The organism is Rhizobium sp. SJZ105, from assembly GCF_007828365.1.
Lineage (GTDB): Bacteria > Pseudomonadota > Alphaproteobacteria > Rhizobiales > Rhizobiaceae > Agrobacterium > Agrobacterium tumefaciens.
The window spans coordinates 846,223-859,468 of record NZ_VIUP01000001.1 but is presented as its reverse complement, the minus strand read 5'-3'; the positions used below and the strand labels follow the sequence as shown (position 1 = coordinate 859,468).

At 59.0% G+C, this 13,246-nt stretch carries 16 protein-coding genes; 2 read left to right on the top strand and 14 right to left on the bottom strand.

Going from position 1 to position 13,246, the window contains the following annotated elements; translation table 11 throughout:
- Nucleotides 1-69: 69 nt before the first annotated feature.
- The 9 genes from FB593_RS04315 to FB593_RS04275 all read right to left on the bottom strand — a co-directional run bounded on the left by FB593_RS04315 (nt 70) and on the right by FB593_RS04275 (nt 6,227).
- On the bottom strand, nt 70-753 hold the full coding sequence (locus FB593_RS04315; RefSeq protein WP_038490476.1) for a metal-binding protein ZinT: 684 nt from the start codon (nt 751-753) through the stop codon (nt 70-72).
- Between the two features lie 200 nt (nt 754-953).
- Nucleotides 954-1,775: a mechanosensitive ion channel family protein gene (locus tag FB593_RS04310; protein ID WP_019565366.1), complete on the bottom strand. Its 822-nt coding sequence runs from the start codon at nt 1,773-1,775 to the stop codon at nt 954-956.
- 79 nt (nt 1,776-1,854) lie between these two features.
- On the bottom strand, nt 1,855-2,373 hold the full coding sequence (locus tag FB593_RS04305; protein ID WP_019565367.1) for a tyrosine phosphatase family protein: 519 nt from the start codon (nt 2,371-2,373) through the stop codon (nt 1,855-1,857).
- A complete protein-coding gene (locus FB593_RS04300) occupies nt 2,370-3,005 on the bottom strand; it encodes a YfbR-like 5'-deoxynucleotidase (protein WP_019565368.1) in 636 nt (211 codons plus the stop codon). Before FB593_RS04300 ends, FB593_RS04305 begins: the two co-directional genes overlap by 4 nt.
- Nucleotides 3,006-3,007: 2 nt before the next feature.
- Entirely contained in the window at nt 3,008-3,856 is an 849-nt protein-coding gene (locus tag FB593_RS04295) for a YgfZ/GcvT domain-containing protein (RefSeq protein ID WP_026330793.1), read from the bottom strand.
- Between the two features lie 190 nt (nt 3,857-4,046).
- On the bottom strand, nt 4,047-4,814 hold the full coding sequence (locus tag FB593_RS04290) for a hypothetical protein (RefSeq protein ID WP_112289737.1): 768 nt from the start codon (nt 4,812-4,814) through the stop codon (nt 4,047-4,049).
- 14 nt (nt 4,815-4,828) lie between these two features.
- Nucleotides 4,829-5,086, bottom strand: coding sequence for a hypothetical protein (locus FB593_RS04285; protein WP_003496894.1), 258 nt, complete (start codon nt 5,084-5,086; stop codon nt 4,829-4,831).
- 105 nt (nt 5,087-5,191) lie between these two features.
- Nucleotides 5,192-5,632: a TIGR02301 family protein gene (locus tag FB593_RS04280; protein WP_111789338.1), complete on the bottom strand. Its 441-nt coding sequence runs from the start codon at nt 5,630-5,632 to the stop codon at nt 5,192-5,194.
- Nucleotides 5,633-5,810: 178 nt separating this feature from the next.
- Nucleotides 5,811-6,227: an NUDIX hydrolase gene (locus tag FB593_RS04275; protein WP_111803601.1), complete on the bottom strand. Its 417-nt coding sequence runs from the start codon at nt 6,225-6,227 to the stop codon at nt 5,811-5,813.
- 106 nt (nt 6,228-6,333) lie between these two features.
- Here FB593_RS04275 and FB593_RS04270 point away from each other — a divergent pair, with 106 nt between their 5' ends.
- Complete coding sequence (locus tag FB593_RS04270) at nt 6,334-6,657, top strand: YnfA family protein (RefSeq protein ID WP_111803707.1); 324 nt, start codon at nt 6,334-6,336, stop codon at nt 6,655-6,657.
- A gap of 10 nt (nt 6,658-6,667) precedes the next feature.
- Nucleotides 6,668-7,429 carry an SOS response-associated peptidase gene (locus FB593_RS04265; RefSeq protein ID WP_112289740.1) on the top strand — a complete coding sequence of 254 codons (762 nt, stop codon included), beginning with the start codon at nt 6,668-6,670 and terminating at the stop codon, nt 7,427-7,429.
- A 75-nt stretch (nt 7,430-7,504) separates the two neighbouring features.
- Here the strand turns inward: FB593_RS04265 and FB593_RS04260 are convergent, their stop codons facing one another.
- From FB593_RS04260 to FB593_RS04245, 5 genes are all read right to left on the bottom strand, one after another.
- Nucleotides 7,505-8,797 (bottom strand): response regulator, encoded by a 1,293-nt coding sequence (locus FB593_RS04260; RefSeq protein WP_145166343.1) that lies wholly within the window; start codon nt 8,795-8,797, stop codon nt 7,505-7,507.
- 403 nt (nt 8,798-9,200) lie between these two features.
- Nucleotides 9,201-9,332 (bottom strand): hypothetical protein, encoded by a 132-nt coding sequence (locus tag FB593_RS27800; RefSeq protein ID WP_003496883.1) that lies wholly within the window; start codon nt 9,330-9,332, stop codon nt 9,201-9,203.
- A 172-nt stretch (nt 9,333-9,504) separates the two neighbouring features.
- Nucleotides 9,505-10,374, bottom strand: a complete 870-nt coding sequence (gene pssA / locus FB593_RS04255; RefSeq protein WP_003512304.1) for a CDP-diacylglycerol--serine O-phosphatidyltransferase — start codon at nt 10,372-10,374, stop codon at nt 9,505-9,507.
- Nucleotides 10,375-10,397: 23 nt separating this feature from the next.
- Complete coding sequence (locus FB593_RS04250; RefSeq protein WP_003512305.1) at nt 10,398-11,096, bottom strand: phosphatidylserine decarboxylase; 699 nt, start codon at nt 11,094-11,096, stop codon at nt 10,398-10,400.
- A 164-nt stretch (nt 11,097-11,260) separates the two neighbouring features.
- Nucleotides 11,261-13,147, bottom strand: coding sequence for an ABCB family ABC transporter ATP-binding protein/permease (locus FB593_RS04245; RefSeq protein ID WP_112289745.1), 1,887 nt, complete (start codon nt 13,145-13,147; stop codon nt 11,261-11,263).
- Nucleotides 13,148-13,246 lie beyond the last annotated feature (99 nt).

The following is a 13,246-nucleotide window of genomic DNA, read 5'->3' as shown; positions in this document are numbered from 1 at the left end:
GGGGGAAGGCGAAATCGTGACAATTCAAGGTTTGACCACAGGCTGCGGAAAACCAGGAAGAGTGCGGTCTTAATGCGCCGCCATTTCCTCGACGATCTCAGGGCCATCCATCTGGAACGGATAATAGGTTGGCCAATTGGTCACCTCGTCCAGAAGCGCCTTGCGGTCATTGCCCCAGTAGAGGTGGTAATGGCCGGCTTTTTTAGGCGCGATGGTGTGATCGCTGAACTGAATGAATTGCGGTGCATCCGCATCGCCGCCGGTCTTTTTGAAGATGTACCGCACGCCGCGATTACCCTTCTTGTAGGTCAGGATTTCCTGGCCGTCGCTGACATAAGTGCCTTGCGTTGGTTTGCCTTCCTTATAAAACGCCACGTTGTCGCCCTTGATGGTGATGCGATTGACATCCGTTTTGTAGCCAATTTCGTAATAGGCACGATATTCGGCTGCTGTCTTGTCGCCGTGGGCTGCCTTCTCCGCCATGATCCCATCGAGAGAACCGTTCAGCAGATAGGGATAGACTGACTGCCAGTCACCTTCCCAGTCTGAAAGCATGCGTGGCTTCACCTGCGCATCCTCGAAGTAACCCTTGTAGATCTGTTTCTCGGCTTCGGTCTGGCCATGGCTGTGATCGTGGCTGTGACTATGCGCGGTGGACGTCTTGTCTTTTCCGGCCGCCAGTGCCGGGGCTGTCATCAGCAGCATGGAACCGATTGCAAGCGCGCCGGTGACGCGGGTGATGGTTTTTTGCATTCTTCTGGCCCTTATGTGGTTATAAATCGAAGGGTAAGTTATGTAATAACATTACGCATAGGTCGTATAAACACGTCCTTCGCCAGACGCAAGAGCGCCTGCCGCCACCCTTGCGCGAAAAAAGGTGAAAGCCGGCTCATGGCCGGCTTTCATATGGGAAAAAGTTGCATGGGGAAGGGAGCGGCTGGGACGCTCTCAATTCACGCGGTTTGTGCGGTTAATTCCGCCTTGCGCTCATCGAAAGCGAGCTTCATTGCCTTCGTCACGTCACGCGTGGTTGCGAAGTAATTGTCGCTACGCGCCCAGTAGCGCAATTTCACCGTGGCGCTGTCTGCGCTGACAGAATCGACGAAGGTAACGGGGGCGGGGTCCAGCAGTACCCGGCTTTCCGAGCGCACCACACGCATCAGCATGTCCTGCGCCGCAGCCAGATCCTCGTCGCTCTTAACCGTCAGGCTCAATTCGTGGCGGCGTGAGGGAAAGCGGCTGTAATTGGTGATTGGCACGTTCCACAGGGTGGAATTTGGCGCAAGGCGGTAAAGCCCATCGCTGGTTTTAAGCTCGGTCGCAAACAGGCCGATTTCGATCACCGTGCCGCTCACGGCGCCAGTCTCGATATATTCGCCAACCCGGAAGGGACGCAGCACCAGAAGCATGATGCCGGCGGCGATGTTCTGCAATGTGCCCTGAAGTGCCAGGCCGATGGCGAGGCCGGCAGCGCCGAGTGCCGCAAGAATGGAGGCCGTCTGTACACCAAACTGGCCAAGCACCATGACCAGCACCAGAATAAGCACCACGTAGCGGATGGCACCTGCGAAGAAACCGGCAAGCGTCGCATCGAAGCCGCGGATGCGGGACAGGCCCTGAAAAGCCCAGCGCTGCAGGAAAGTCGCGGCCAGCCAGCCGATGATCAGAAGCAGCAGCGCACCGATGATCGAAAAGGAATATTGCACCGCCAGCGTGCTCGCCTGCCGTACCGCTGCCTGCGATGCGACGATGATATCCGTTGCCTGTTGTTCCATGAATTATCCCGTGATTCTTATTGCTGTTCTACTTTGGTAACGACTGGATCCCGCAGGGGTTCCGCCAAAAACGGAGCCGTCAGTTGGAGAGAGGCAGCACGAAGGGTACGTTGCCGTCCGTATCCGCGCCCCTGCCGATCGTCTTGATTGCCGCCACCAGCCTGCCATCCCGCCCAAGCAACCGGTCCCCGATTGCGATGATGCGGGCATTGGGGGTGGCATAGGGTGATGCGGTGCGCAGGCTGAGCGCAAGCGCCATCTCGTCCTGATCCGGATAAAGGCTGAGTGCTGCAATGACGGCTGCGGCAGGAGAGCGCGACACGCCCATCCAGCAATGGATGAGAAGCGGTGCGGACTGGTCCCATTCGCGGGCGAAATCGATCAGCCGCAGCACATGCGCATCGTCAGGCGCGATGAGATCGCCGGTGCCCTTGAAGCTGATGTCATTCATCGCAAGGGTCAGGTGCCTTTCGGCTGAGATCACCGCCGGGCGGTGAAAGGTCTGCTCCTTTGCGATCAGCGTCACCATTTCACGGGCTTTGTGCTTCACGGCCATTTCCGCAATTCGCGACAACGGCGATACGACGATGGAAGTCATTTAACCCCTCCAGCCGCGTTGCCGGTTTTGACCACGCGCATCGCCTCGATCGCCTCGAAGCGTTCAATGAACCGCTTCTGCGCCTCGGTCGAGGGAAGCGGGATAATGTCGAACATATCGCGGGTGATGCCGCGCGGCAGGCCGAAGAATTTCTGTGCCTCGGCAATGGAAAAACCGGCAAGCTCCGTCGCCTCGAAAAAGGCGGCAACCGTATCGGCTTTCTTGATGCGGTCTTTCAGTTCGCGCGAGGCATGCGGCGGCAGGCCAAAGCGCAGATGCACGGCCGCTTCCAGCCTTTTCTCCACGGTTTTATAACCGCCGCCGACCACTGATTTGAACGGCGATATCATGTCGCCGATGACATATTCCGGGGCGTCGTGCAAAAGCGCCATCTGCATATCGTCGGGCGTAGCATTCGCACACATGCGGCAGAAAATGTTTTCGACGATGAGGCTATGCTGGGCGACGGAGAAGGCGTGATCGCCGCGCGTCTGGCCATTCCAGCGGGCGACGCGGGCAAGACCATGGGCGATATCGGCGATTTCTACGTCGAGCGGTGAGGGGTCGAGCAGGTCGAGCCGCCGTCCAGAAAGCATGCGCTGCCAGGCGCGCGGACTTTTAGCGGGCGCCACGCCTATTCCTCCGCCTGTACCGCAGGATCGACGACGGGGAAGGAGATGCCGCTCCAGGCCGGCAAGGCCACAGTCACGGGAACATTCTCGGCAATGAGCGGCGTGGCGGAGGCGAGCGCATCGGCAACGCGGTCTGTCCGCACGATGGCAAGTCCCGTGTTGCCGCAAACGGTTCCAAGCGCCCCGACCGTTTTTCCATTGGCGGTGATTTCAGTTCCGGTCGCGGGAAGGGCGCTTTCAGCCGAAACGGTGACGACCCGCCGTCTTGCCGTGCCGCGATGTTTCATGCGCGAGACGACTTCCTGACCGACGAAGCAACCCTTTTTGAACGAGACGCCGTCGTTCACATCCATCAGCACATCATGCGGAAAAGCATCCTGCAACGCGTAATCCCGGCCGGATTCGGCAATTCCGTACTCAATGCGCAGGGCATCATATGCCGTTATGTCGCCCGAGGCCGAAGCACCCGGCACGCGGAACAGATTGATGCCGGCCTTGTCGAAACGGCCGTCCTTCGCGCCCGCCTCCGGCACGCTTTCGCTCCAGAAAACGCTGACACCTTCTATCGGTTCGGCCTTGAGATCGACGGGCGCGCGAAGCTTGTACATGGTCAGGCGGCGCAGCAGCGCATCCTGTTCGGCAGCGCCCGATTCGATCAGATAATCCGGCCCATCGCGCGCGATCAGGAAATCGAACAGGATCTTGCCCTGCGGCGTCAGAAGTGCCGAGGCGCGCGCCTCGCCTTGCGGCAGGTTTTCAACATCGGCCGTGATCAGATTGTTCAGAAACTCTTCGGCACCCGTGCCGGAAACTCTAATCAGGCGGCGGTCGGCAAGAAAGGCGGAAGGCATGGCATCACCGTTCGGTTCATCGAAAGCATTTCCGGCCAGGGTCGCTGAGGGCTGCCCGAGGCAATCTGCCGAAATGCTCTCTTTTTGTTTTCGCGCAGTTCCATTTGCAGAACCGCGACGCGCTTCTGCTGAATTGCTCATGCCGCACAGTTAGGATTTTTGCAAAAGAACGGCAAGCACCGCCGCGCGATCAATCGCCGGCGGTGAAGAACTTCCACTTGCCATCGGGCGAAATGCCGATGCGGTAAAAGCTGTAATTACCGTATTCCTGCATATCAGCCAGATCGCCCGCCGTGATGATGCGCAGCAGCTCGACCTTTTCCGGCGCGGTCAGCGTATTGAGCGGCTTTCCGGAGAAATAGGGGAAAACATAGGCTTCATCCGGGGTGCCGGCGTCGACATGGGCATAACCCGTGGAAAGCAGATCGATGATGATCGCCAGCACTTCCAGACCGTCCGGATCGCCGGAATAGCTTTTCAGCGCAGCTATCGGGTCGTCGCTGTCATTGCCGTCGATACGGAACTGCTTGTCGCTGGCGGCGATGAAAGGCCGCAGTTTTTCGATATCGCCCGAAGAGGCGGCGTCGATGATCTGCTGGCGAAGCTTGCGCACAGCTTCCGGCGCCTTTGAAATATCATGCTCGATAACGACCGACATTTCCGGCGTGTTGCCCGGCTTGGCCGGTTGCTGGGTCGATTGACCGGCGGAACGGTCGACCAGAGGGTCGGGCAGGGGAATGCCGTCCGAATCACCTTCGATCTCGTCGGGCTCAGGAGCCTGGGGCCGTTGCGGCTGTTCGCCACTTTGGGTTTGCGGCTCGCCTTCGGTATTTTGTGCGGGTTTCAGCTCGGAAAGCGCAAAGGCGCGGCTGGGCAAGCCAATGGACCCGGCGGTCAAGGCAGCCAAGATGGACAGCATGGCGGAAGAGCGCAAAAGCCCCTTGCTCAGGCAAGACATGACAGACCCCGACTTTACTGTATCACGCGCTGCGGGGAAAATTCGCCTTCAAGCATGCGCTGGCGCAGCGATTCCAGCATTGCTTCAGCACCGGCTTCGCCGTGCATACGGATGGTTTCGCGCATGGCCAGAGCGATTGCGGCATCGGCGATGATCTCCGGCTCGATGCCGTCGGCCATGCCGTCAGCCCATGCCTCGTTCTGGTGTTCCAGAGCGACCTGCATCTTTTCATGCACGATCATGTCGTCGATTTCGTTACGGCTCGTCTGCATTTTTCATCCTCGACAGGGCGGGCAAGTCCTTACCACCCTGTTAACAACACTAGCAGCCTTTTATCAAAACGGCACGGGCTGCGGCGAAAAGAGGTTAACAATCCGCTAATTTCCGAACCTGGACGCAATTTCCTGGGCGAGTGTTGCCCCTTCGTTACGGTAGCCCTCTTCTGCCATGACGGCGGCGCGTGTGCAACTGCTGTGGATGGCCGCAAAGGAACGATATCCACGGTTGAATGCAGCCGTCATGCGCTGGCGCCTTTCAGGTTCGTTGGCCGTATCGGCCGCCAGAAGATCGCTCATCGATTTGCGCCAGTCCTCCGGACCGGAGGAAGGGCACAGGGTTCTAAGATACTGCACCGCCCCCAATATCTCCGACAGCCGTGCCAGCCTGTCGTCATAGGGAGCGGGTTTGGGCGGTTGTGCTTCCGGCGGGCGAACCTCACTGGAAGCAGCCTTCGAAGGCTGCGCATGAGCGACGCCGTCTTGCCCGGCGGGTGCAAGAATGGTCAGGAAAAAAGACAGGAAAATGGTTGGCCGTATCAAAATTTTATTCTGCCCCACACATACTCGTGAACACCCGGCGGGCGGATTGGTCCTAAAGCCATCGCGGTCTTTCAGACCGCCCCGTCAGCTTTAGGTCTATATCATGTCGTTATCGCAAAACTGCTGCACAGTGTTGCGCGACATCCTCTAGATAATAGCGATTCTGGCTGGCTGGCAATCATCCAAGCAGCCGCTCGGCGCATTCGACGACGCTTTCCGGTGCCGGCAACCGGCGGATTTCCGACAATGTGAACCAGCCTGCATCCGCCGCGTCGTCGGCCGCCGTCACCACCGGGTCCGCATCCGTTTCCACGGTAAAGACGGAGAGGAAATAGTGGCTCGTCAGCGCACCTTCGGGGTCGCGCGACGGCAGGTCATAGGTCGCAAACAGCTGCGGTTTACGCGCGACGATACCGGTTTCCTCCTGAAGTTCGCGCAGCGCCGTCTCGGCTGGCGTTTCACCCTCTTCGCCGCGCCCGCCCGGAAATGCGAACATGTCTTTCGACGGCGGATTTATACGGCGCACGAGCAGCAGCCGATCTCCATTCCGGACGATGGCGGAGGAGGCGGGGCGGGGCTTGATACGAAGGGTCATGAATGGTTTCGCTTGTTTCAGCCGTCTTGGGCCTGTCTATATTGGTCCGGGAATACCGATGGTATATTCGGGAATCGGATCGATTGTGCACGCAGAAGACGGTGGAATGAAGGTCTATCTTATTTATGCCCTGGCGGCTGTTGCGGAAATCGCCGGTTGCTTTTCCTTCTGGGCGTGGCTGAAGCTTGGCAAGACAGGCTGGATATTGCTTCCAGGAATGCTGGCGCTCGCCGCTTTCGCCTGGGCTTTGACGCTGGTGCCGACCGAGACCGCGGGCAGGGCCTATGCCTCCTATGGCGGGATTTACATTGCCGCATCGCTTCTCTGGCTCTGGGGTGTTGAGGGGCAAGTACCGGATAGATGGGATATCGCTGGCGGTGCCGTCTGCCTCGCGGGCACGGCTATCATTTTATTCGGTCCCCGGGCCTGAGGAGCAGACAATGTGCGGACGTTTCGTGCTCAAAGCGACACCGGAAGAGATTGCCGATTATATTGACCTGATCGGCCTTGAGGATTTTCCTGCCCGTTTCAACATCGCGCCCACACAGCCGATCCTGATCGTGCTGGAGGGTGAACGGCAGGAGCGCGGCAGTAACCTGCCCAACCGTCGGGCCATGCTGGTGCGCTGGGGTTTTCTGCCCGGCTGGGTCAAGGACCCGAAGGATTTTCCCCTGCTCATCAATGCGCGTTCGGAAACGGCCATCGGCAAGGCATCCTTTCGAGCTGCCATGCGCCATCGCCGCGTGCTGGTGCCTGCCACCGGCTTTTACGAATGGCGCCGCCCGCCGAAGGAGGAGGGCGGCAAGCCGCAGCCCTATTTCATCCGCCCGAAGAACGGCGGCATTGTCGCCTTTGCCGGCCTCATGGAGACGTGGTCTTCCGCTGACGGGTCCGAGGTCGATACCGGCGCCATCCTAACCACCGCTGCCAACGCCGCGATCGGCCGCATTCACGACCGTATGCCGGTGGTAATCGCGCCAGAGGATTTCAGCCGCTGGCTGGATTGCAAGACGCAGGAACCGCGCGAGGTGGCCGACCTGATGCGCCCGGTTCAGGATGATTTTTTCGAGATGATCCCGGTATCGGACAAGGTCAACAAGGTCGCCAATGTCGGCGCTGACCTTATCGAGCCGGTGCCGGAAAGCGCGCCGCTCGCGAAAATCAGGCTACCTAAGGATGATGGCCAGATGTCATTGTTCTGATGTGCTTGCTGGCATTCGAGGCTGGCCATCGCGGATCGACCCGGTCACTCCACAGTTGACCATCCTGCGCCCGTCTTACCCGTTCCGCCCGATTTTCTGCAGGCCTTCCTGGATCATGATGTCGGAATAGACGCGGTTGCGGCCGTTCGCCTTGGCGAGGTAGAGCAGCTGGTCTGCGGCATTGAGCTGATTGTCGAAGGGTTCGCCCTTTTCGATTTCCACGACGCCGAGCGAAATCGTCAGCGCCAGGCTGCTGCCGCTCAGCTGGCGGCCGTTCTTTTCGACGGCGCCGCGCAACTCTTCGCAGAATTGATAGGCGGCATGCGCATTGAGCCCACGCAGGAACACGGCGAATTCCTCGCCGCCAAGGCGCGCGGGAATGTGGCGCTGCTCATGGCACATGTCGTGCAGCAGTTCGGCAAGCTTCTTCAGCGCCCTGTCGCCGGCATCATGCCCCAGCGTGTCGTTGATCTTCTTGAAATGGTCGATGTCGAGAATGGCGACTGCGCCGTTCTCGTCATTGTCGTTGATGACGTCCATCAGCGCCCGCGTACGCTCGAAGAAGGAGCGGCGGTTAGGCAGACCGGTGAGATGATCCCGCTCTGCCAGTTCACGCAGCCGTTTCAGCTGTTTCAGCGTTTCGATATTGTTGTCGATGCGGTACTGCAATTCTTCCGGCACGAAGGGACGGTAGACGAAATCCGATGCCCCGGCCTTGAGGAAGCTTGCCGAAAGCAGCCGGTCCGTGGAGGACGAGATGCCGATGACCCGCAGGTCTTCCGAGGAACGGCTGTCGCGGATGCGGCGCGTCAGCTCGTAGCCGTCCATGTCAGGCATATGGTAATCGGTGATGACGAGCTGAATCGATGGGTCCTGCGACAGGATTTCCAGCGCCTGCTTGCCAGAATGGGCTTCGCTGACCCTGAAATTCTGCCGTTCGAGGATTTCCACGAGGCCGGAACGCGCCGTCCGCACGTCATCCACTACCAGCACGGAAAACAGTCTGTTGGTCAAAATCCGGTCGACCGTTTTCACCACGGCATCAACGGTGCGATGGCCATCCTTGACGATGTAGTCGATTATTTTCTTTTCGGCGTAGCGCTTGCGCGCCTCCTCATCCACCGTGGCGGTGAAGACGATCGCCGGCACCTTGTGGTCGGCAAGAAGTGCGAGAATTTCACCCTTCGGCGCATCGGGCAGATTGAGACCGGTGAGTGCCAGCGTGAAATCATGGGCGCGCAGCAGGATATCGGCCTGCGCCATGCTGTCACAATGGATCACTTCGGCTGCCGTTTCCTCCGAAAGCCGCGACTTCAGCAGCATGGAAAGAGCGACGGAATCTTCAATCAGAAGGATTTTATCCTGCATGCCGTATGAAGCCCCCCATGGCCCGTCTTCGTTGGTTTTCCCGCAACGTCCGAATTGGTCCGATACCGCCTGTCAACGGCATCGAAAATCGGCCTTGTTCGCTGTAGCAGGAAGAATCGCTAAAGTAGAAATTTTTTTGATGCTCAGTAGTCGATGCGAGACTATCCGTACAGTCGTCCCGTGGAAGTCGAATACTTTACTTCGTTTTGGTTGCAGCTTCGTTACAGATCGGGAAGTTTTATAAAACAGGCCGGTTACGCGGTTCTTGATGGGGGCCGTACAAACGGAGACGGCGCTAATATTAGCGCCGCACATTTAACCGGGTGTTTTTTTCGGATTGACCGTTACCATCGCAAAGTCTGCGAGGCCTTGGATGCTGTGCTTTCAAGAAAAGCGAATGTTTTCAAGCGGTTTTGGCGGCGGGCTTGCGCTTCAGCATCAGGGCTGCGGCCGCAACGGCCTTCAGTCCGAGCGGTCGGTAGTGGCTGTTGAGGTCGGGCTTCGCCTGCGGCTGTGCCTTCGTCTCGTTCGTCATTTCTCTTTCTCCACAATTCACGTCAATCGCCGTTTCGATGCGTGTGAGCTACTTCTTTCGTGGGTAATCTTGACGGATTCGAGGCGAAAGAAAGCGAAGCCCGCTTTTCGGGCTGCGACATTTTGTGTCACATCAAACGACGGTTCGTGGGAGAAAAATAATACCTGCGGTTTCAAATACCGCGATCAAGGCCGTTGCCGCCATTGGCGTCGTCATGCGCGTCCTCCTCAATCGTCAGCGTGCCATAACGGCGGTGCCAGAGGCGGGCGCTGATGGGGATGAACACGAGATAGGCAGCAACCGTCAGAACCAGTACCTCCCAGGTGAAGCTCATCAGCATCGCGACGTAAAGCACGACGACGAGGATCATCGGCAGCACCAGATCGCGGCGAATGCGGCTGGTACCTGACTTCCCCGACCAGACCGGCAGGCGGCTGATGAGAAGATAACCGATCAACACGGTGTAGGCGGCGGCGATATAGGCGAAGGGCTTGCCTGGCTCGACACCAAGGAAGCCGAGATAAACAGGCAGAAGCACCAGCATGGCGCCCATCGGGGCCGGAACGCCCACGAAAAATTCGTTCTGCCACGGCGCCTTCACCGGGCGCTCGATCATGACGTTGAAGCGCGCCAGACGAAGGCCTGCGGCAATCACGTAGATGAGGGCGGCGATCCAGCCTATCGAACGCGCCTGATCGAGCATATAGATATAGACGACGAGGGCAGGGGCGACGCCGAAATTGACGATGTCGGCCAGACTATCCATCTGTTCGCCGAATTTGGATGTCGCCTTCATCATCCGGGCGATGCGCCCGTCGATGCCGTCGAGGAAGGCGGCAAGGAGCACCATGCCCACGGCCAGCTCGAACCGGCCTTCAATGGCGAGGCGCACGCCGCTCAGGCCCGCGCAGATGGCCAGAACGGTGATGAGGTTGGGTATCACGAGGCGAAAGGGAATTTCCCTCAGGCGCGGCCCACGGCCGCTGTCGTTGCGGCCCTCATGTTTTCCGTTCTGTTGCGGCTCCGAGATCGGCGTTTCCATGGCGCATGCCCTTCCTGTTTTCGTCAGCCGCGACGGCTAAGGACCGGACCCTTGGCGGAGCCGAACTCGGCCAGAACCGTTTCGCCGGCAATTGCCGTCTGGCCCACCGAAACGCGCGGCTGAAAACCTTCGGGAAGGAAGATATCGAGGCGCGAACCGAAACGGATAAGACCGAAACGCTCGCCGGCATCAACTGGTTCATTCGGCTTGACCCAGCAGACGATACGGCGGGCGACCATGCCGGCAATCTGCACCACGCCAACCTTGCCATGCGCTGTCTCGATGACGAGGCCGTTGCGCTCATTGTCTTCGGAGGCCTTGTCCACTTCCGCATTGAGGAAGAGGCCGGGGCGGTAGGCGACATTGACGATGCGGCCGCGCACGGGCGCGCGGTTCACATGGCAGTTGAACACGTTCATGAACACCGAAATGCGCACCATCGGCTCCTTGCCGAGTTCCAGCTCCAGCGGCGGAACGACGGTCTGGATGGCGGACACCTTGCCGTCGGCAGGGCTGATGATCAGGTCGTCATCCTGCGGCGTCACGCGCTCGGGGTCGCGGAAGAAGTAGGCACACCAGGCCGTCAGCACCAGACCGACCCAGAACAGCGGTTCGGATATCCAGCCGAGCACCAGCGATGCGACGAAGAAGGCGGCCACGAAGACGTAGCCTTCCTTGTGGATCGGTACGATGGTGTTGCGAATGGTGTCGAACAGATTCATAAGTTTCCTTGCTCCGGTTTCCGCCTGCCGCGTCTTTATATGGTCGTGATACGACATCATCCATACGGGCATGCGACAAAGTTCGCTTAGCTGGTTACAGCCAAACTCCCCGCCCGGCAATGGTCCGGTTGGTGTGCCGCCCTGTTGTCAGGGGTTTATGCCCGTCAATGCGCGGGTTCGCCGCGGTCAACAACGCCAAGATCGTCGGTTTCGCGAACATGGCGCAGCATTTCCTCTGCCCGGATGGCTTCGCGCTGGCGGCTCCACATCGAGGCATAAAGCCCGTTCTGTGCCATCAGCGAGGCGTGGGTTCCGCGCTCGGCGATCAAACCTTCCTTCAGCACGATGATTTCATCAGCGCTGATGACGGTGGAGAGGCGGTGGGCGATGACCAGCGTCGTGCGGTTTTTCGAAACGATATCAAGCGCGCTCTGGATTTCCTGTTCCGTGTGGGTGTCCAGCGCAGAGGTCGCTTCATCGAGAATGAGGATCGGCGGCGCTTTCAGAATGGTTCGGGCAATCGCCACGCGCTGCTTTTCGCCGCCGGAAAGTTTCAAGCCGCGTTCGCCAACCATGGTGGCGTAACCCTCCGGCAGTTTGCTGATGAAGGCGCTGATCTGGGCCGCATCCGCCGCTGCCGTGACCTCCTCGGTCGTTGCCGAAGGGCGTCCGTAACGGATGTTGTAGGCGAGCGTATCGTTGAACAGCACGGTATCCTGCGGCACCATGCCGATCATCGAGCGCAGGCTCTTTTGCGTCACGTGGCGAATGTCCTGCCCGTCGATGGTGACGGCGCCTTCCTGAATATCGTAGAAACGATAAAGCAACCGCGAGATCGTCGATTTTCCGGCACCCGAAGGACCGACGATCGCCACCGTCTTGCCCGCAGGCACATCGAAGGAAATGCCCTTCAGGATCGGTCTTTCCGGATCGTAGGCGAAATGCACGTCGCGAAAGGAAATGGCACCCGGTCCGGCCACAAGCGGCTTCGCATCCGCCCTGTCGGTAACCTCAGCCTCGACTTCGAGAAGTTCGAACATCTGTTCGATGTCGGTCAATCCTTGGCGAATTTCACGATAGACGAAACCGATGAAGTTCAGCGGTACCGAAAGCTGCAGCAGAAGCGCATTGATGAACACGAAATCGCCAATGGTCTGCTCGCCGCGTTGCACGGCCATCGCCGACATCACCATCATGACAGTGGAGCCGATGCCGAAGATCACGCCCTGGCCGAAGTTCAGCCAGCCGAGCGACGTCCAGATCGAGATCGCCGATTTTTCGTAACGCTCCATGGCGACGTCAAAGCGCTCCGCCTCCATCTCCTCATTGCCGAAATATTTGACGGTTTCGAAGTTCAACAATGAATCGATCGCCTTGGTGTTGGCGTCGGTATCGCTGTCGTTCATGGCGCGGCGAATAGAGATGCGCCAGTTGCTGGCCCGCACGGTGAACCAGATATAGGCCCAGACGGTGACAACCGTGACCAGCACATAGGAAAAGCCGTAGGAGGTCCAGAAAATGATCGCCGTCAGCAGGAATTCGATGAAGGTCGGTGCGGTGTTGAGAATGGTGAAGCGGACAATGGTTTCGATGCCCTTGGTCCCACGCTCGATAACCCGTGAAAGCCCGCCGGTCTTGCGCTCCAGATGGAAGCGCAGGGAAAGCCGGTGCATGTGCACGAAGGTTCTATAGGCGAGCTGGCGCACGGCATGCTGGCCGACGCTGGCAAACAGCGAATCGCGCAGCTGGTTGAGCCCGACCTGTATCAGCCGCGTCAGATTATAGGCGATGACAAGCGCGACAGCACCGAGCAGGAAGGCCGGAACCAGCCCGACCATGTCCAGCTTGCCGTTCAGCGCATCCGTTGCCCATTTGAAGAAATAGGGAACGAGGATCAGCACCAGCTTGGCGATAACGAGAAACGCCGTCGCCCAGATTACCCGCATTTTCAGGTCAAGGCGGCCTTCCGGCCACATGTAGGGCCAGAGGTTGATGAGGGTCTGCGTGGGATTGCTGGAATCCGCCGAAATGGTTTTTTTCTTGGTGGCCATCATTTGCTCCGGGCACTGCCGGAAGCCGACAGCAGGGCGGCGGCTCTAGAAAGCCGCCGTGCTTGTCACAGGTAGGGTTGTTGCGGGGTCACCGCAATG